Origin of the sequence: Xanthomonas arboricola pv. juglandis (assembly GCF_905367715.1) — a bacterium.
GTDB lineage: Bacteria > Pseudomonadota > Gammaproteobacteria > Xanthomonadales > Xanthomonadaceae > Xanthomonas > Xanthomonas arboricola.
Window position 1 is genome coordinate 1,923,481 of sequence record NZ_HG999362.1, and the last position, 18,692, is coordinate 1,942,172.

Consider the following 18,692-nt stretch of genomic DNA (forward strand, 5'->3'; position numbering starts at 1 on the left):
CTCTGGAGTCAACGATGACCGCACCACCCCGGATTGCCTTTCTCGCCAGTCACGCCGAGCCGGCGGTGACCGCGCGCGCGCGTCTTGTGCAGCGCTATGGCGATCACGCGCTGGACACCGCCGACATCGTCTGCGCACTGGGCGGGGACGGCTTCATGCTGCAGACCCTGCACCGGCACGGCGCTGCCAGCAAGCCGGTGTTCGGCATGAAGCTGGGCTCGGTCGGGTTCTTGATGAACCAGTACCGCGACGACGAGGACGACCTGCTCGCGCGTCTGCAACGTGCCGAACCGGCGCATCTGCGCCCGCTGGAAATGCAGGTGCAGACCGAGTCCGGTGCCAGCACGGTGTCGCTGGCCTACAACGAGGTCTCGCTGCTGCGCCAGACCCGCCAGGCCGCGCACCTGAGCGTGGATCTCAATGGCCAGACCCGCATCGCCGAGCTGATCGGCGATGGTGTCATGGTCGCTACGCCAGCCGGCAGCACCGCCTACAACTATTCCGCGCACGGGCCGATCCTGCCGCTGGGCTCGCACACCCTGGCGCTGACGCCGATCGCCCCGTATCGCCCGCGCCGCTGGCGTGGCGCGATCCTCAAGGCCGATACCGAAGTGTGCTTCCGCGTGCTGGACCCGTACAAGCGCCCAGTCAGCGTCACCGCCGACTCGCACGAGATCCGCGACGTGGTCGAAGTGACCATCCGCGAATCCACCCAGCGCCAGGTGACGCTGCTGTTCGATCCCGAACACAATCTGGAAGAACGCATCTTCAGCGAACAGTTTGCGGTTTGAGGAGCGGGGATTGGGGAGTGGGGATTCGGGATTGGCAACGGCAGCAGCGCGACGTGCAGCCGAGCCTGCGCGTGCCCAAGGTACGATGCAGTGCAAGTAACCATCTCAAATCCCAGAAAATTCGTTGTTGCTCCGACCCATTCCCCAATCCCGATTCCCCATTCCCGGCACCCCAATGGCTGATAATTCCCCAAGACTCCTGACCGTCGCAGTGACCTCGCGCGCGCTGTTCGATCTCGAAGAAGGCCATGCGCTGTTCGAGGCCGATGGCGTGGAGGCGTATTCGGCGTTCCAGCGCGAGCATGAGGACGACATCCTGGAGCCGGGCGTCGCCTTTCCGGTGGTGCGCAAGCTGCTGGCGCTCAACCACGATGTGCCCGAAGAAACCCCGCGTGTGGAAGTGATCCTGCTGTCGCGCAATTCCGCCGACACCGGGCTGCGCATCTTCAATTCGATCCAGCACTACAACCTGGGCATCGTGCGGGCGACCTTCACCTCGGGTCAGCCGACCTGGCCGTACGTGAAGCCGTTCGGCACCGACCTGTTCCTGTCGGCCAACCCGGAGTCGGTACGGCGTGCGCTCACCCATGGCATTGCGGCGGCGACCATCATGCCGCGCGCGCCGGGCGAACGCGCCGAGGCCGCCGCGGCGATCGTGGACAACGACGAAAGCCGCCTGTCGACGCAGCTGCGCATCGCCTTCGACGGCGATGCGGTGATCTTCGGCGACGAGAGCGAACGCATCTCGCGCGAGCAGGGCGTGGAGGCATTCGGGCGCCACGAGCGCGAACGTGCGCGCGAGCCGTTGTCGGTGGGGCCGTTCCGCAACTTCCTGTCGGCGCTGCATACGCTGCAGGCGGCATTCCCGCCGGGCGAGGCCTCGCCGATCCGCACCGCGCTGGTCACCGCGCGCTCGGCGCCGGCGCACGAGCGGGTGATCCGCACCCTGCGTGAGTGGGGCGTGCGTCTGGACGAGGCGCTGTTCCTCGGTGGGCGCCACAAGGGGCCGTTCCTGGAGGCGTTTGGCGCGGACATCTTCTTCGACGACTCGCAGCACAACATCGACAGTGCGCGCCAGCACCAGCACGTGGCGGCCGGCCACGTACCGCATGGCGTGGCCAACGATCCGCCGGGCAGGTGAGCGAGGCACCGAAGCCGGCCGGACGCGCCGCGCTGCGCTCCAGCTGGCGCCAGCTGGAGTTGTACTTCGCCGACGACACCGTGCAGACCCGCATGTCGCGCTGGGCGCCGTACCGGCTGATGCTGCCGTATACGCGCGGCATGCTGGCGGCGCTATGGCTGCAGCCGCGGCCCGAACGCATCGGCCTGATCGGCTTCGGCGGCGGCGCGCAGGCCAAGTTCTGCCACCGGTATCTGCGCAGCACGCGCATCGAGGCGGTGGACGCCGATGCGCGGGTGCTGGCGTTGCGCGATGCGTTTGGCGTGCCGCGCGACGATGCGCGGCTTGAGGTTACGCATGGCGACGGTGCGCAATGGATCGGTACGCGTGCCGGGCGCTACGACCTGTTGCTGCTGGATGCCTACGATGCCGATGGCATCCCACCGGCGTTGTGCACCCCCGAGTTCTACGCCGATTGCCGCGCTGCGCTGACGCCCGGCGGTGTGCTGGCGCTGAACCTGTTCCAGGTGCCGCTGGCCGGGCATCTGGCCACGCTGCGCGAGGTATTCGATGGGCGGGTGCTGCTGTTGCCCGAGCCGGATCCGCGTAACCAGCTGCTGTACGCCTGGAACGGCAAACGCACGCCGGGCACTGCGGAGCAGGCGCTGGCGACGTTGCCGTGGCCGGCGCGCCGGCAACTGCGGCCGTCGATGCTGCGGCTGCAGGCAGCGTGGATGGAGCGGGCCTGGCGGTTTTCGTGAGCCGCTGTCGGGCGCGCGGCGTCAGCCTGCGAGGCAGAAAACCTCCACATCGTTCGCAGGCGCGCGCTTATGGGGGCAGCGGAGTTTCCGCATCTGCCAGCGGTAACTGGATATCGGTCAGCCGCCAGCGCAGCCCTTGGCGGGTCAGCACGAACACCACCGGCGCGCCGGTCGCGGTGCGGGTAGTGGCGGTGAAGCGGCGGGTGGATTCGAAGCGCCGCTCGGCGCCTTGCAGCGGACGCGCCGGCGCCGGGGCCGCGTAGGTGTCCGGGCTGACGGTGTCGCCGGTGACGCGATTCCACACGCTATGGCCTTGCAGCAGCGCGCCGATGCCCAGCGGCGTCACCAGCGTGTCCACGCCGGCACCGCTGATACCGCTGGCGAGCTGCAGGGCGAACCCGCCGAGCAGGCTCGATTGCATGCGGCTGCCGGCCTGGCGAACCAGGTAATCGTCCAGCTGCGCCTTGAGGTTGACCCGCAGGCTGGGGAAATCCACATGGCGTTCCAGCTGCGCGGCGTCGCGATTGGCGACGGCCTGGCTGATGCCGCGAATGGCCAGGTACGGGCCTGCAACCACATAGCTGACAAGCAGCAGCACGGCCAGTCCAGGCAACAGCAACCAGCGTTTGTTCATGGTGTGCAGTCCATGGCGGTGGTTGGCGCAAGACGCATCGATGCATGGCACCGCGCAGCGAGAGATCGCTTCGGTGTGCCGGTCGCCGGCGCCGCGTCGATGGCTGTCGGCGCCGCGCGATCCATCAAAATTCCAGATCCAGCGCAGCGCACAGATAGTCGACGAACGGCGCCAGCACCACCAAGTCGGCCTCGATGGTCTGACGCAGGCGCGGGCCGGTCATGACGGCATCGTCGAGATGACGCAGATACGCCCAGTTGCGATGCTTGAGATCGTCGATGAACTCGAACTCGTTGGGAAAGCCGCGCGGTGCACGCACCAGTTTCTCGCTGTCGTCCAGCGCGAACTTGCGGCGCAGTCTGGGTTCGTAGGCGGCCGCTTTCCAGTTGGCAGGATTGTCGAAGATGAACTGGCGCAGCTTGCGCTGGGTGTCCGGCTCCGGATGCCACAGCCCGGCACCGACGAAGCTCTCGCCCGGCTGCAGATGGATATAGAACGACGGCGCCGGCACCTGGCGGCGGCGCTCATGGAACAGGCGCGCGCCCTGCCAGTTCTTGTACGGCGATTTGTCGTTGGAAAAACGCGCATCGCGGTAGATGCGAAACAGCGAGCCGCCCTGGGTCTTGGGATCGGCGCGATAGTGCTCGCTGACCTCGGCCAGGGCCGGCTGCAGGTCGGTGATGAGCTGCAGGAACGGCTGGCGCACATGCGCCTCGTACTGATGCCGGTGGTCGTTGAACCAGGTCTTGTCGTTGTGGCGCGCCAGGGCGCGCAGGAACTTGAAACTGGCGTCGGAAAAATAGGTGGTCATAGCGTGCGTTGGAGGTCCAAACCCCAGGCGGCGAGCTGATCGAGCAGGGACTGCTTGGTAGCATCGTCGGGGTGAGCAAGCCGTAAATCCGCGATCTGCGCATGGAACTGATCGAGCGTGAGCTCGCCCAGGCCACGGTCTTCGAGCAGGCGTTGACGGCGATAGACATTCCAGCGTTCCTGCTCTTCGAACGACAGCGTCTGCGGCCAGTTGCGCGCGCGGTAGCGGAACAGCAACTCGACCAGGCGCGGGTCGCGAAAGCGCGACTCCAGCGCGCCCAGGTCGGCCGGCGCACTGGCGCGCACCTGCGCCAGCAGGCGCTTGTCGCCTTCGGCCAGGAAGCCGTCGTAGAGCGAGGCATCGGCATCGTTGACCGCCGGCGCCGCAGCGCGCTCGTTGCCGTACACCTGGCGCACTTTTTCGGCCAGCTCAGGGCCGAGCTCGCGCAGGCGTGCAGCCTTGGCCAGCACCGCGTCGTGGTCGATGCCCAGGCGCTGGAAATCCGCTGCGCGCAGATGCTGCCAGGCCACCAGCGCCGGCGACTTGTTCAAGTGCACTTCCTTGAGCGGAATGCGCTGCTCGCCCTCGGGCAGGTCGGCGGCGCGGATATACAGCCGGTCGGCGATCTCGTCGGGGCTCAGGCGCAACAGCACTTCAGGGTCGCCATCCAGATCGAACACGATCACGCGGCTGTCGATGCGCGGATGGCGCGTCAACGGCAGCACCGCGGCGGCGCACATGCGCGAGGCGGGATAGCGCTGCGAGATATGCAGCACCGGTTGCATCGCGATGACGTCCAGCAGCGTCGCCGCAAAGCGCTTGTCGCGCAGGCGCAGCGCGTAGTCCCACAACTTGGGCTGATGCTGCTGGAACCTGCGCGCCATGCCAATGGTGGCGTACACGTCCGACAGCGCCTCGTGCGCGTCGCCTTCGCGCACTGCGTTGGCATCGGCCAGGTGTTCGAGCTTGAACGAGGTGGCGCCGTCTTCGCGCTGCGGCCAGACGATGCCGTCCGGGCGCAGCGCATGCACCAGCCGCAATACGTCGAGCAGGTCCCAGCGCGAATTGCCGCCGCGCCACTCGCGCTCGTACGGGTCGTAGAAATTGCGGAACAGCCCGCAGCGCACGAACTCGTCGTCGAAGCGGATCGAGTTGTAGCCCAGCGTGCAGGTCTGCGGCCGGCTCATCTGCTCAGAGATGCGCGCGAACGCTTCGGCCTCGCTCACGCCTTCGCGCAGTGCGTGTTGCGGGGTGATGCCGGTGACCATGGTCGCGTACGGCGAGGGCAGCAGATCGTCGGCCGGCTGCACGTAGAAACTGATCGGCTCTTCGATCACGCGCAGTTGCGCATCGGTACGCACCGCGGCGAACTGTGCGATGCGTGTGCGGCGTGGATCCTGGCCGAAGGTTTCCAGGTCGTAGAAGAGAAAGCTGTCAGGCATGCCGTATGAAATCCAGATCCGCGGCGCACTGCGCAGGGCGCCGCCAGTGCTGCCTAGTATCTCTTATCCGCGCCTACGCCTGCTGACGCCGGCCTGTGCGAGTGGATCAGTGCGCGCCTTCCAGCGGCTGCAGGCGCGCATGCACGACCGCTTCCAGCGCGGCCCAGTCGATGCGCGACAGGTCGCTGTGCCCGCGCGTGGCCTCGACCAGGATCTGGCGCTGGATCTCGCTGCGCGCCAGGGCGATCGAGTAGCGCGTGCGCAGGAAGGTCACCATCGTGTAATGCGGCACGAAGCGGGTGGGCCAGCGCGCCTGCAGTTGCTGTTCGAGCGCGCGTTGCAGCAGGAAATCGGGATCGTCAACGCGGTCGCGCATTTCCAGGTAATTCTCCAGCGCCATCTGCTGGATCGCTGCGGCGTCGTCACGGCGTGCGGCCTGGAACGCGGCAAACGCGGTTTCCAGATCCTCGTGTGCATCCAGCTGCTCTGCCAGCGCCACGCAATCTTCGAACGCGCAGTTCATGCCCTGGCCGTGGAACGGCACCATCGCGTGCGCAGCGTCGCCGATCAGCAGTGCGCGGCCGCCCAGGTGCCAGCGGTCCAGGGTGAGGGTGCCGAGCAGGCCGGGCGGATGCTCTTCCCAATGCTCCTTGAGCTGCGGGATCAGCGGCAGGGCATCGGGAAAATCACGCGCGAACAGGGCCAGCGCTTCGTCGCCGGTGCGCGTGGTGGCAAAGCTGGGTTCGCCGGCGTTGGGCAGGAATAGCGTGACGGTGAAGGTGCCGCCGTCGTTGGGCAGCGCGATGCACATGTAGCGCCCGCGCGGCCAGATGTGCAGCGCATTGCCTTCGATGCGAAAACCGCCACCGGGCAGCGGCGGGATTTCCAGCTCCTTGTAGGAGTGATCGAGGAATTCGGTGCGCTCGCCCAGCGGCGACTTGCGCTGCATCGCCGCGCGCAACGCCGAGCCGGCGCCATCGCTGCCAATCAGGCTCTGGAAGTGGATTTCGTGCGGCTGGTCGTCGCGGTCGTCGATGAAGCGCGCATAGCCGGCATCGAAGTCCACCGTGTGCAGGCGCCGATAAAAATGCACGCGCGCGCCAGCCTGTTCGGCCAGATCCAGCAGTGCAACATTCAACGCGGCGCGGTGGATCGACCAGATCACTTCGCTGTCGTCGCGCCCGTAGCGTTGCAGCTGCGGTTCGCCGATCAACGGATGCACCATGCGCCCGCGCATCATCACCGCCTTGGCCATCACCGCGTCTTCGGCACCGGCCTGGCGTAGCGCATGGCGGCCGCGCTCGGCCAGCGCCAGGTTGATCGAGCGGCCGGACTCGTAGCCCTTGATGCGCGGATCGCCGCGGCGCTCGTAGACGGTGACCTGCCAGCCGCGGCGCGACAACAGGATGGCCAGCAGGCAACCGGCCAGGCCAGCGCCGATCAAGGTCAGGGAACGGGGAGAGACTGCGCTCAATGCGGTATCCGGCAGCGGCCGGACGCAAGTGCCGGCGAAGGGGGAGAACAGGGATGGCTGGCAACGTCACCTGCCGCGATCAGCCAGGTGCGGGTTCGGAGTGTACGTGCGCGTGTGCCGGTTCCGGCCCACGCACCGATCTGGTCGATGGCACAGTCTGTGCCGCGTGTGCTCAGGCGCTGGCCCAGGTTTCCACCTGTTCGACCAACCGATGCAGATCGCTGAAGCGGTTGTACAGCGGCACCGGTGCGATGCGGATCACGTCCGGCTCGCGCCAGTCGCCGAGCACGCCGACCGACTGCAGGTACTCGAACAGCGAGCGCCCCTGCGCGCGGCCACCGGCCACCCGCAACGACAGCTGGCAGCCGCGTTGCGCCGGCGCGGCCGGGGTGACGATCTGCAGCACCTGCGGCACGCGGGCGTGGATCAGCTGTTCCAGGTGCCCGGTGAGTTGTTCGGACTTGGCACGCAGCGCCGGCATGCCGGCCTGATCGAACAGCTCCAGCGACGCACGCAGCGGCGCCAGTGCCAGCACCGGCGGATTGCTCAGCTGCCAGCCTTCGGCGCCAGGCGAGGGCACGAACTGCGGCTCCATGCGGAAGCGGCTCTGCTGCTCGTGTCCCCACCAACCGGCCATGCGCGGCAGGTCGCTGTTGGCATGGCGTGCGTGCACGAAACAGCCACCCACCGCGCCGGGGCCGGCGTTGAGATATTTGTAGTGGCACCACACCGCAAAATCCGCGCCGTCGTCGTGCAGCGTCAACGCGATATTGCCGACCGCATGCGCCAGGTCGAAACCCACCATCGCGCCCTGCGCGCGTGCCAGCCGCGCGATTTCGCCCAGCTCGAAGGCCTGGCCGGTGCGGTACTGGATGCCGGGCCACAGCACCAGCGCCAGCCGCGGACCGTGCCGTGCGATGGCATCGGCGATCGCCGCCATCGAGACCGTGCCATTGGGTTGGTCGGCTTCCACTTCGATCAGCTGCGTGGCCGGATCCAGCCCATGCAGGCGCAGTTGCGATTCCACCGCATGGCGGTCGGACGGAAACGCGCCGGCTTCGATCAGGATGGCGCCACGCTCGGGCGTGGGCCGGTAGAAGCTGGCCATCATCAGATGCAGGTTGACGCTCAGCGTGTTCATCGCGACCACCTCGCCGGGCTGCGCGCCGACCACGCGCGCCAGGCCATCGCGCACCAGTTGGTGATAGGTCAGCCACTGGGTGGGACCGGTGAAATGGCCTTCCACCGCGAGCGCGCCCCACTGGTCGAGCACCTCGGCCACCATCGCGCGCGCGCCGCGCGGCTGCAGGCCCAGCGAATTGCCGACGAAATAGGTCTGGTCCTGGCCGGCATGCTGCGGGAACACGAAGTCATCGCGAAGGTGGCGCAGCGGGTCGGCGGCGTCCAGGGCAACGGCATGGGCGCGGGACAGCAGGTCGGTCATGATCACGGCTCGCAACGCAGGTCAGTGACGCAGTTTACCCGCCGGCACCGTGTGCGCCGTCATGCGCGGCCGCTGCCTCGGCTGCCGCGGTGGTCGAGGCTGGCCGGGCAGGGCGCAGTAGATGCGTCAAGGTGCCGATGCTGTCGGTGATGCGGTCGATGGTGTCGGCCAGTGCGGCGGTGGCGGGCGAGCCGTCGGGCAGGGCTGCTAGCGCATCGGACAGCTGGCGCTCGGCGCCGCGCAAGGTGGCTGCGGCGGGAATGCCGCCGTCGACCAGGCAGGCGATCAGCTCGGACAGCGCCTGGTCGGCCTGTTGCGCGAAGGCGGGCAGCGCTTCCAGCGCAGGCAGGGGGTGACCGTCGCGCAGCACCGCCTCCAGCGACAGGGTGGCGCGGATCAGCCGGTTGCCGTTGGCCAGCAAGGATTCGGCGAGTTTGAGCTCATGCAGATTGCGTCGGCTGCGTGGCTCGCCGCGCAGCCGTTCGATCGAGGCCTGCGCGTTGGTGCGCGCCACGCGTGCAGCAGCGCGGGTATCGCCCAGATCCTCCATCCTGCCGAGCAGCAGATTGCGCAGATGATCGCGATAGGCGCTCAGCAGCTGCGCCAGCGAGGCGCGGATATGCCGGCGCTCGCGCGTGGGCCACACCGCGTAGGCGATCAATGCCCAGGCGCTGCCGGCGACCGTGGCCTGCAGCCGTGCGCCGATGGCCTCGCCCGGTGCCACGCCTTCGAAGGACAGCAGCAGTACCAGCATGCCGGTCAGAAACGCCACGCCGATGCCGTAATTCACCTGCGTCAGCAGGCGAAAGCCCAGGCAGAACAGCGCCAGCAACGCCAGGCGGACGCTGGCGCCGTCCATCGCCAGGTGCGCCAGCAAGGTCGCCACCAGCAGGCCGACGAAGGTGCCGGCCACGCGCAAGGCGCCGAAGCTGAAAGTGCCGCCGAAATCCGGCTTGAGCACGATGGCGGTGGTCATCGGAATCCAGAAGCCGTGCGGGATCTGCTGCCAGCGCTGGAAGGCGATCGCCAGCGCCAGGCACACGCCGCAGCGCAAGGCATGCCGGAAGGCCACCGAGGACAGATCCAGGTTCGCGCGCAGCGTGGCCCACGTCGCTGCGGGCCGCAGCGCCGCCGGCAGGCGCGCTTCGGCCAGCTGCGCCTGGATCTCGCCACGGCTGCTGGCCCAATGCGCGTTGCGGATCAGGGCGCGCAGCTGGCCGCCCAGGCCTTGCGCGCGCGCCACCGCCACCCGCACCAGCCGCCGCTCGCGGGTATCGGCGTTGTCGTGCTGGAACTGCGCCAGTGCGGCGACCAGATCGTCGAAACCGGTCATCGAGGCATTGGCGGCGAGCGGGTCTTCGCCCACCGTCATCGCATGCGCGAGCTGTTCCAGCACGATGGCGCTGCGTTCGAGCACGCGCTCGATCGCCGGGCGCGCCTGCGAGTCGGTCAGGCGGGTATCGACATCGGCCAGCGACAGCAGCTCCAGCCGCACGCGCTCGCACAGCTCGGCGATGATGCGGAAGCTCTGCACGGCGATCGCGCGCGAGCGATGCTCGCCATGCAGCATCACCATCGCATCGAGCACTTCCTGGGTGGCCGGCGGCGGGGCGCTGGCTTCCGGACGCTGGCGTGCGATGCCGGCCAGTTGACGCATCAGGTCGGCCAGCGCGAAGCGCTCCGGGCGATAGCGTTGCAATGGCCAGGCCGCCAGTGCCAGCACTACCTGGAGCAGGCCGCCGGCGAAGATCAATGCCGCCACGCCCGCGGCCTGCTGCACCGGCAGGCGCATGTCGGCGCTGACCACCAGCAGGATCATGCTGGTCAGCCCCACCCGCGCTGCCACCGGGCCAAGTGCCACCAGCAAGCCGCCGCCAAGGCCGAGCAGCAACCCGGCGATCACCAATGCCGGCGTGTTGTGGCCGACCCAGATGCCGAGCAACGCGGCCAGGCCTGCTGCCAGCGCGGCCATCAGCATGCGCTGCAGGCGCGCACGGTACGGGCCGGGCTGGTCGGTGAACATGGTGTTGAGCGCGCCGGTACACACGGCCAGACCGGCGGCGACATGCCCGGTGGCCACGCCGACGGCCAGCGGCAGCACCACCGCGGCGGTGTTGCGCAACGCTACGCGCAATGGCACGTCGCGCGGCTTGAGGTCGATCAGAGTGCGCAGCATGGCATGGGGTTCAACGCGGGCGCACAGCGCAGCTGCGGCGCGTGCACACGCTCGACACACGGCGCGCTGCGCACAGCTGCATCATCATTGCGTTGCGCGGCATTGCGAGGGCGCGGCGGCGCGCCGATGGCCGCCGCCGAGCGAATGCGCTCGAAGACCTGTGCGACGCGTGCCTGGAATTGGCTGGGCCATCGCCCACTCATGCCTCGACAGTGGCATAGCGCTCCGGCGCAGGGTGCAGATGCCCGCATTGGCTGCAGGTGCGCAGCGCGAGCGAACGGTAGAAATGATCGAACACCGGCGGAAAATCGGTTTCGATGTCCTGCAGCGGAAACATCGCCTCGTACAGTTTGTGATTGCACTGCGGGCAATACCACTGCAGGCCGTCCTGCTCGTTGGGCAAGCGCTCGCGTTCGATCACCAGGCCGATCGAGCCAGCCGCGCGTTGCGGCGAATGCGGCACCTTCGGCGGCAGCAGGAAGATCTCGCCGGCGCGGATCGGGATGTCGCGTGCCACGCCTTCGTCCTGCACCTTCAGTACCATCTCGCCTTCGAGCTGGAAGAACCACTCCGGGCCTTCGTCGTAGTGATAGTCGGTGCGCGCATTCGGCCCACCGACGATCATGATGATGAAGCCGTCCTGCTGGATGCACTTGTTGCCCACCGGCGGCTTGAGCAGGTGGCGGTGTTGCTCGATCCAGGCTTGCAGGTTGATCGGCGGGACCAGCATCGACGTTCCTCGGCAAAGAAGACGTCCAGCATAGCCAACCGACGGCGCCGATGGGCGCCGCGGCTGGATGGCATGCGGGTGCCGCTCAGCGTTCGGCGTGATCGGCCTGGATGCGCGCCAGTGCGGCGTCGTAACGTTCCTGCAGCAGCTCCGGGCGGTCGATCGACATGCCCAGGTCGTGTGCACGTCCGTCGCGCAGGCTGTAGACCCAGCCATGCACCTGCAGTGCCTGGCCACGGTCCCAGGCGTCGCGCACGATGGTGGTGCGGCAGACATTGACCACCTGCTCGAGCACGTTGAGCTCGCACAGGCGCGCGTGCTGCACCGGCAGGTCGCCCGCATCGTGCAGGCAGGCCTCGTGCTTGTCGGCCACATCGGTGACATGGCGGATCCAGTTGTCGACCAGGCCCATGCGCTTCTGGGTCAGGCTGGCAAACACGCCGCCGCAGCCGTAATGGCCGACCACCAGGATGTGCTTGACCTTGAGCACGTCGACGGCGAACTGGATCACCGACAGGCAGTTCAGGTCGGTATGCACCACCACGTTGGCGATGTTGCGGTGGACGAACACCTCGCCCGGGGCCATGTCGATGATCTGGTTGGCCGGCACGCGCGAGTCCGAGCAGCCGATCCACAGGTACTCGGGCGTCTGCTGGGTGGACAGCTTGGAGAAGAATTCCGGGTCCTCGCGGCGGATGCGCTCGGACCAGGCACGGTTGTTTTCAAGCAAATGGTTGAGCTCGTTCATGCGCGCAGTATTCCAGAAAACGCAGTGTTGGTGGCCCCTGTCGGGGCCCGGGATGAATCAGCTTTCAGGCTTCGTAGTATCGGTGAAGGGCCGATGTCCCGCCATTGCACCGATGCGGAAACTGGCGCCACCGATCAATTCAACAGGTGGCGCCGATGGCTGACTTCAACATGTTTTTTCCGACCCTGCTCAAGCACGAGGGCGGCTTCGTCAACGACCCCGCCGATCCGGGCGGTGCCACCAACAAGGGCATCACGCTGCTGACCTTCAAGGCCTGCGCCCAGAACTTGCTGGGCGTGGAGCCCAGCTTGGCGAACCTGCGTGCATTGACCGATGCCCAGGCCGGGGTCATTTACAAGACGCAGTACTGGGACCGGCTACGCGCCGACCAGATCGCACTGCAGCCGTTGGCCAACATCTTGTTCGATTTCTATGTCAACGCCGGCGGCAACGCGATCAAGCTGCTGCAGACCGTGCTCAATGCCCAGACCGGCGGCGCGCTGGTGGTGGACGGACGGATGGGACCGGCGACCTTCGCCGCCCTGGCATCCAGCAACCAGCAAGACCTGTATGCACGCTACAAGGTCGGCCGCAAGGACTACTACCAGCGACTGGTCGCCGCGCGACCGGCGCTTGGCAAGTTTCTCAAGGGGTGGCTGGCACGCGTGGATAGCTTTCCCAGCGCGGCCTGAGCCGTCACCGTCCCCGCGACATCTCCGACCAACGAGCCCAACATGGCGCAAATCTCCCTCAATGATCTGATCGAAGCGCTGGCCGGGGCAGTTATCGACGCCCAGGACCGGATCGAACAGCACCAGATGGCTAACCTGGGCGCGTTCTTTGACGAGGACAATCGTCCCAGAAGCGTTCTGATCCGCTTGCCGTCGCAGCACCCGGAAGCGGGCGAGAACGATGAAGACCTGTATCGCGCACCGCTGTTGCCGCTGGTGTCGTCCAACGTCCTGCGCATCAAGGACGTAGAGATCAGCTTCGATGCACAACTCGGCGAGCTCAGCGAACTGGACGAAGCCGCGTTGCCGGCGTCGCTGGCGGTTCCCGCCGCCGTCGATGACTGGCATCCCAAGCCGCCAGCGCTGCCCGGCCAGATCGGCATCGACCTCGGCTCCAATGCAAAAAGTGCGCGGCACAGTGCGGTGCATGTCGTGTTACGCGTGGAAGGCAGCGAGCCGACCGAAGGCGTGGCACGTCTCATCAATCGCCTTGCGCAGTCGCAAGGCGTGTTCAAGACGGTCAAGGGCGATTGATCCCCGCCGTCATCGATTTTTTTTAAACAACCACTCTTCAGGAGAACACCATGAGCGATATTGTCAATATGTCCGACCAATTCAAGGGCCTGCCGATGGCGGACCTGATCGGCGCCCCGTTGCGTGCAGCCTGCGATGCGCAGGTCATGCTGGCCCGTGCCACCGCCGACTTCATCAAGGTCATCGGTTTTCTGCCGCCGACCGACCCTGCTGCCGATCCTAACGGAAACGGCGGTACGCGGACCGCGCAGTTCAAGTTCAAACGCCCGGTCGAAGACCCCAGCGGTACCGGGATGGCCGAGGAGGAAGTCGAGATCGTCGTGCCGCTGCTGACCTTGGTCAACGTTCCCAATTTGAGCATTCAGACCGTGGACGTGACCTTCGACATGGAAGTCAAATCCTCGTTTTCGGAAAAGGAAGCCGAAGACAAGAGCCTCAAGGTGGATTTGGAGGCAAGCGTCGGCTGGGGCGTGTTCAAGGCCAAGGTCAACGTGCAGGGGTCGGTGTCCAGCCACAAGGAAAACACGCGCTCTTCCGATAATTCGGCCAAGTATCACGTCGCATTGCACGCCGAAGATCGCGGCACCCCCGAAGGGCTGTCGCGCGTGCTCGACATCCTGCAGACCGCCGCAGCGCCACGTAAAGTCACTGCGCCTGTGCCGGTGCCGTAAGCGTCGCTGTTGAGTCCTACACCTTTCTATCACCCGAGTCGTTGCCGATGATCGATTTGTCAGAAGTGAGCTACATCAAGCGCATCGTCGTCGGCAGCGACAACCCGGCAAAGATGCAGACCGCTGAGCAGGTCGAGGCCGCGCAGCATCTGCTCAATCGCTGCCTCAGCGAAGCGCCCAGGGGAACGATTCTCGGGATCGAGAAGAGCTTCACCATTGTGCAGCTGGGCGAGCATCAGGTGGTGCTGCAATGGTTGTGCTACCACGTTGGGTTCAAGCGCAAGCCGATCTGGCTGACGGAGCCGTAGATGGCACACGCGAGCTATTCCCTGGACGCCTTCGTGGAGCTGCTCGACCAGGCCGTCCGACAAGCGCAACAGCGATGCCGCCAGCACCACGCCGCACTGGTGGATGCCGCGGTGGCCGCCTGCAGCATGCAGGTTCGCTGCATGGATGATGACGGAACGGCCCAGGGCGAAATGGAGACCCTGCTGTCCATTCCGGTCTGCCAATTGCGTGCGCTGCGGCTATCGCAAATCAACGAGTTTTCGTTGACGCTGCACGTGCAAATAGAGCCGGTCACGCAGAGCGACGGCGCTCCCGGACTGGCGCTGCGTATCGCGCCGCCACGCAGCCGTGCGCCAAGCCACGCGCTGAAAATCGGCTATCAAGGCAGCGAGCGTCCGCGTGGCGTGCTTTGGTTAGATGGCATCGCGCTGAAGGAATGGACGCTTCATCCGTTCGTGGACGTGCCATCTTCCGATCCCGGAGCGGTGCCGTGAGGTTGCTGCTGTCAGATGCCGATGCCCGCGCGCTCGCCGAGCGGCTGGGAACCGATGTGGCGGCCCTGCATGCGGATCTCTGCCGGCGGTCTCGGTGCCGGCGGCGGTCCATCTTCATCATCTGCTTGGTTGCAGTTCTGGTAATTACTGCAGCCGGTGTGCTGAGCAGCAGCTTGATCGATCTTTCCATCCTGTCCAACTTCTTATCGGAGCTTTCTCATGTCTACCCAACCTCATCATCGACGTCACGTTCTCCGCATCACCTCAGCACTGGCCTTGTGTCTTTCGTTGACTGCAGTACAGGCCGCTCCGGCTGGTAGCACTCCGACAGGTGACTGGCGCGGAATCCTGTCCGCCAGCGGCGGTGCTGGCCCGGTTTATGTCCGCCTGAGCGGGCGCGCGGTGGGAGCCGACGGCACCCAAACGGCGGACGTGCGGTTTGGACCTCCTTTCAATTGTGCGCTGGAGCTACGAGCGCAGCCGGACGGTTACGCGCTGCTGTCTCGCAATGGCGGCAGGTTTTGCGATGCGCTAGCCGGTGGCCGCGCCCAGCTTGAGGTGACGGAGGGGGCGACGTCCGGCATGCAACTCACGCTGCCCGGCCGCGATTCGCCGTTGGTCGTTGCCTTGGATCAGAGCAGCGCAGGTTTGGCCGAAGCTGGGCGTTGGCGCGGGGCGGGCCTGATTTCCGCCCAGCTGGAGATCGTGGCGACCACCGTCCGCCCGGGAGACGTGCTCGGTCGCCTGCGCTATGGCGCCCCCCGCGACTGCCAGGTGGAATTGCGTTATGCCGGGCGTGCGGCAGGCGCGTTGAATGCCTGGGTCGGGGCCAACGATAGAGGCTATTGCCGCCAGCTCAGCGATGGCCAAGCCAGCCTGCGGATTCGCGACGATGGCAGCGCAGAGCTTGCTCTTGTTGTGAAAGGTCAGCGCGATACGACGCTGTTCGAACGGATGCCCTGAGGTCGGGCTGGACGCGCGCCTGCATGTTGGGAATCACTTATGTGGAAGCGAACCAGGATGCGCGTCGGCCTGCGGCGACGCGCGGTGGCCCAGTCCGTCTCGCCGGCAGGATTCACCGGGCCGGTCTTCTCCAGCGTGCTTGAACAGCTGGAGCTCGAATGTCGGGCCATGGTGTCGTATGCGCTAAAGCAGGGGTTGGCGATGTCCCCCGATCTGCCTGGCCGGTTGGCGGAATTACGGGTGACGCCTGGCACCTCCCTGCATGGCGAAGCTGGCGCGCGCGAATTGGCCGCTCTGCACCGACAGCTGGTTCGCGCGATCCAACCCGCAACGCCGCAAGCGGTGGTGCTGATCGAGCGGGAGCGCTTACGCGGTGGATTTTTGCGCTGGCTCGGTCCAATTCCGCTGATCCGCACCTTGACCTTAAGCTCGGTCGGCTGTCTTGCCTCAGTGGTCGGGCTGGCGATGTCCAGCCTTGTCAACGAGCAGAACATCGCGCTGGGATTTCTCGACTCCTCGGGCAGCACGCTGGGCTGGAATGTGATGTTCATCCTGGCCTGTGCCGGGCTTGGCGCAGCGTTTTCCGCCCTGTTCCAGGCCCATCGTTACGTCGCCGACGCGACGTACGATCCGCGATTCGATTCTTCCTATGCCGCGCGCATGATTCTGGGCCTCATCGCCGGTCTGATATTGGTGGAGTTGCTGCCGGAGGATCTGTTTGCCGAAAGTAGCCTGGGCGCGTTCGGAAAACCCGCATTGGCGATGATGGGTGGATTTTCGGCAAGTGCCGTCTATCGCCTGCTGCAACGCATGGTCGATGTCATGGAAACGGTCGTACGCGGCGATTCCAACCAACACGCCGCTGCAGCGATCCAGTCTCAGCGCGCATCGGTCGAGTCTGAAGGTATACGCGCGCGTGGCGAACTTGCCGCAGGTCTGCTGGATCTGCAGCGCGAGTTGGAAGCGGACCCGCGTTTGGACCAGGTGCGTCAGCAACTGACCAGCCTTGCCAGGCAGATGATGTCCGGCGACTCGTAAGCTTTCGCGGTTGAGCTGCAGCTAGAACCGCGTTCGTTTTTTATCGGCAGTCTTATGCAGAAACGATGTCTAGCACAGCGTGCCGAGCAGTAGGTGGTGGTGTGTGTTGGTCCGGAGCGGCACAGTCCGCTTCGGCTCCGGTTCAACGTGCGTAACACACCTCAGGCAAACCTACCCGTCATTGCGTCGCACCGACATCTACACCGTTGTGCGAACCAGCATTTGACGGTCGCCAAATCAGTCCAGAACCGATGGTGCCGAGGTGAGCGTATGACAAGCTCGCTCAAGTGCTCCTGCCGAGCATCTGTCGATTCGCTGCAGCGCGCCGCTCGAATGCCGCTGCACATCGCGGTCCCCATTCGTGTAACCGAGGGAATGATGAAGACACGTATCGTCGTCGCTGCTGATCGCACCATCCTCGTGGAAGGCATGGTCGCTTTGCTGCAAAAGGTTCCGGGTTTCGAAGTGGTGGGGCATGCCGAAGACGGACTGGCGTGTCTGCAGATCGCTGCCAGAGAGCAGCCGGATATCGTCCTGGTGGATGTCCTGCTCCCTGGCCTCAATGGCATCGATCTGACGCGACGTTTGATTCAACGCAGTCCCGGCAGCCGGGCAATCTGCATTGCTCCGTCCGACGCCTGCATGCGTGCCAGCGCGGTCTTCGAAGCTGGCGCAAAAGCCTATCTGGCGCGAACCAGTACCTTCGCCGAGTTGCTGCGTGCGATTCAACTCGTTGGTCAGGATCAGATCTATATCAGTCCGCAGATGTCGCGTTCGTTGATCGCAGGACTGCGTCGAGCCGCCAAAGACGATTCTGCGTATACCCGGCTGACCTCACGTGAGCGCGAAATCGTGCAGCTCTACTCCGAAGGCCTGTCGACCAGGCAGATCGCCACGCGCTTGCACTTGAGCGTGAAAACGGTGGGCACGCATCGCGAAAACTGCATGTTGAAACTCAATATTCAAAGTATTGCCCAGCTCACCCGCTATGCAATCGCGCAAGGACTTTCTCCACTTGATCCCGCATCCGGCTGTGGCAGCGATCCCTCTGAAGCGCTTGTGCCGCAGCGATCGCGCCGTGCTGGCTGAGTTGCACCAGTCTTCGGGGAAATAGGGTGCCAGGCACGCCGGCGTCGGCCGGCAATGTGGCCGACGCGTCCCAACCCTGTGGTGATCCGTCTTTCCAATGCGCGACTGAGGCCGTCTCAGCGCGTCGTATCGGCATTCATTGCCGCCTGCATCAACGCTGCGATCGCGTTCGAGGCTTGGTCGGGTTGCTGCGCCAGGAACTGGCTGACGCTGCGCTGATTGACGGCGGGATGATTCTGGCTGAGCTTGAAGGTCAGCTCGATGCGGCTGGGAACGAAGCGGAAGCCGACCAGGCCGCGTAACTGGCGGCGGTGGCTGTCGCGTTCCATCTCGAACAGCCAGTCACTGCCGACACTTTGTTCGAAGTGGGTGCTCATGCGACCGATCAGCTCGCCCAGCGCCGCCTCATCGCTCACCTGCTCGCAGCGTCCATGCAGATGCGCCACGGCGTAGTTCCAGGTCGGCACGCGTGCGGCCGCTTCCTTGTCCGGATACCAGCTGGGCGACACATAGGCGTGCGGACCCTGCACCACCAGTACCGCATCGCCGGGGCTGCGTGCCTGCGGATTGGGGCGCGCCCAGTGGCCTTCGATGACAACTGCCTGGTCATCGCGTCGGTACAGCACCGGCAGATGCGAGATCGCCGGCTGTCCGTCCTCGCCGTGGCTGATCAGGGTGACGAACGGGTCGCGCGCGATCAGCCAGTCCAGCAGTGCCAGATCGGTCTGCGCGAACGCGCGCGGGGTGTACATG

Annotated in this window: 20 protein-coding genes; 11 read left to right on the plus strand and 9 right to left on the minus strand. The window is 65.9% G+C overall.

Going from position 1 to position 18,692, the window contains the following annotated elements; translation table 11 throughout:
- Positions 1 to 14: 14 nt before the first annotated feature.
- The 3 genes from KHN93_RS08350 to KHN93_RS08360 all read left to right on the plus strand — a co-directional run bounded on the left by KHN93_RS08350 (position 15) and on the right by KHN93_RS08360 (position 2,672).
- Complete coding sequence (locus KHN93_RS08350) at positions 15 to 791, plus strand: NAD kinase (RefSeq protein WP_016902458.1); 777 nt, start codon at positions 15 to 17, stop codon at positions 789 to 791.
- Positions 792 to 966: 175 nt separating this feature from the next.
- Positions 967 to 1,932 carry a 5'-nucleotidase gene (locus tag KHN93_RS08355; protein ID WP_024940674.1) on the plus strand — a complete coding sequence of 322 codons (966 nt, stop codon included), beginning with the start codon at positions 967 to 969 and terminating at the stop codon, positions 1,930 to 1,932.
- Positions 1,929 to 2,672, plus strand: a complete 744-nt coding sequence (locus tag KHN93_RS08360; RefSeq protein ID WP_212579382.1) for a spermine/spermidine synthase domain-containing protein — start codon at positions 1,929 to 1,931, stop codon at positions 2,670 to 2,672. Before KHN93_RS08355 ends, KHN93_RS08360 begins: the two co-directional genes overlap by 4 nt.
- Positions 2,673 to 2,739: 67 nt before the next feature.
- On the opposite strand, the gene KHN93_RS08365 is transcribed toward KHN93_RS08360, so the two are convergent.
- The 8 genes from KHN93_RS08365 to can all read right to left on the minus strand — a co-directional run bounded on the left by KHN93_RS08365 (position 2,740) and on the right by can (position 12,131).
- The gene (locus KHN93_RS08365) at positions 2,740 to 3,306 is read right to left on the minus strand and encodes a DUF2939 domain-containing protein (protein WP_039527997.1); all 567 of its coding nucleotides are present in this window, start codon (positions 3,304 to 3,306) and stop codon (positions 2,740 to 2,742) included.
- Positions 3,307 to 3,430: 124 nt separating this feature from the next.
- On the minus strand, positions 3,431 to 4,117 hold the full coding sequence (locus KHN93_RS08370) for a DUF2461 domain-containing protein (RefSeq protein ID WP_024940671.1): 687 nt from the start codon (positions 4,115 to 4,117) through the stop codon (positions 3,431 to 3,433).
- On the minus strand, positions 4,114 to 5,559 hold the full coding sequence (gene sbcB / locus KHN93_RS08375; RefSeq protein WP_039527995.1) for an exodeoxyribonuclease I: 1,446 nt from the start codon (positions 5,557 to 5,559) through the stop codon (positions 4,114 to 4,116). The genes KHN93_RS08370 and sbcB overlap by 4 nt, the downstream gene beginning before the upstream one ends.
- 106 nt (positions 5,560 to 5,665) lie before the next feature.
- Complete coding sequence (locus tag KHN93_RS08380) at positions 5,666 to 7,033, minus strand: FAD-dependent oxidoreductase (protein WP_104570515.1); 1,368 nt, start codon at positions 7,031 to 7,033, stop codon at positions 5,666 to 5,668.
- Positions 7,034 to 7,205: 172 nt separating this feature from the next.
- On the minus strand, positions 7,206 to 8,477 hold the full coding sequence (gene kynU, locus KHN93_RS08385) for a kynureninase (RefSeq protein WP_039520603.1): 1,272 nt from the start codon (positions 8,475 to 8,477) through the stop codon (positions 7,206 to 7,208).
- 34 nt (positions 8,478 to 8,511) lie between these two features.
- Positions 8,512 to 10,653, minus strand: coding sequence for an FUSC family protein (locus tag KHN93_RS08390; RefSeq protein WP_212579383.1), 2,142 nt, complete (start codon positions 10,651 to 10,653; stop codon positions 8,512 to 8,514).
- Positions 10,654 to 10,852: 199 nt separating this feature from the next.
- A complete protein-coding gene (locus KHN93_RS08395) occupies positions 10,853 to 11,383 on the minus strand; it encodes a 3-hydroxyanthranilate 3,4-dioxygenase (RefSeq protein WP_024939857.1) in 531 nt (176 codons plus the stop codon).
- Between the two features lie 85 nt (positions 11,384 to 11,468).
- Entirely contained in the window at positions 11,469 to 12,131 is a 663-nt protein-coding gene (gene can, locus KHN93_RS08400) for a carbonate dehydratase (RefSeq protein WP_016902447.1), read from the minus strand.
- 155 nt (positions 12,132 to 12,286) lie between these two features.
- Between can and KHN93_RS08405 the strand changes: the two genes are divergently transcribed.
- From KHN93_RS08405 to KHN93_RS08440, 8 genes are all read left to right on the plus strand, one after another.
- Entirely contained in the window at positions 12,287 to 12,823 is a 537-nt protein-coding gene (locus tag KHN93_RS08405; RefSeq protein ID WP_047124985.1) for a glycoside hydrolase family 108 protein, read from the plus strand.
- Positions 12,824 to 12,865: 42 nt separating this feature from the next.
- Positions 12,866 to 13,396 carry a DUF2589 domain-containing protein gene (locus tag KHN93_RS08410; RefSeq protein WP_039520615.1) on the plus strand — a complete coding sequence of 177 codons (531 nt, stop codon included), beginning with the start codon at positions 12,866 to 12,868 and terminating at the stop codon, positions 13,394 to 13,396.
- A 50-nt stretch (positions 13,397 to 13,446) separates the two neighbouring features.
- On the plus strand, positions 13,447 to 14,067 hold the full coding sequence (locus KHN93_RS08415) for a DUF2589 domain-containing protein (RefSeq protein WP_039511773.1): 621 nt from the start codon (positions 13,447 to 13,449) through the stop codon (positions 14,065 to 14,067).
- A 47-nt stretch (positions 14,068 to 14,114) separates the two neighbouring features.
- Complete coding sequence (locus tag KHN93_RS08420; protein ID WP_212579384.1) at positions 14,115 to 14,375, plus strand: hypothetical protein; 261 nt, start codon at positions 14,115 to 14,117, stop codon at positions 14,373 to 14,375.
- Positions 14,376 to 14,849, plus strand: a complete 474-nt coding sequence (locus KHN93_RS08425; RefSeq protein ID WP_212579385.1) for a hypothetical protein — start codon at positions 14,376 to 14,378, stop codon at positions 14,847 to 14,849.
- A 219-nt stretch (positions 14,850 to 15,068) separates the two neighbouring features.
- The gene (locus KHN93_RS08430; RefSeq protein WP_212579386.1) at positions 15,069 to 15,812 is read left to right on the plus strand and encodes a hypothetical protein; all 744 of its coding nucleotides are present in this window, start codon (positions 15,069 to 15,071) and stop codon (positions 15,810 to 15,812) included.
- A 168-nt stretch (positions 15,813 to 15,980) separates the two neighbouring features.
- A complete protein-coding gene (locus KHN93_RS08435; protein WP_212579621.1) occupies positions 15,981 to 16,850 on the plus strand; it encodes a hypothetical protein in 870 nt (289 codons plus the stop codon).
- A gap of 375 nt (positions 16,851 to 17,225) precedes the next feature.
- Complete coding sequence (locus tag KHN93_RS08440; RefSeq protein WP_051750062.1) at positions 17,226 to 17,939, plus strand: LuxR C-terminal-related transcriptional regulator; 714 nt, start codon at positions 17,226 to 17,228, stop codon at positions 17,937 to 17,939.
- A gap of 116 nt (positions 17,940 to 18,055) precedes the next feature.
- On the opposite strand, the gene KHN93_RS08445 is transcribed toward KHN93_RS08440, so the two are convergent.
- Entirely contained in the window at positions 18,056 to 18,691 is a 636-nt protein-coding gene (locus tag KHN93_RS08445; RefSeq protein ID WP_184352675.1) for an FMN-binding negative transcriptional regulator, read from the minus strand.
- Position 18,692 lies beyond the last annotated feature (1 nt).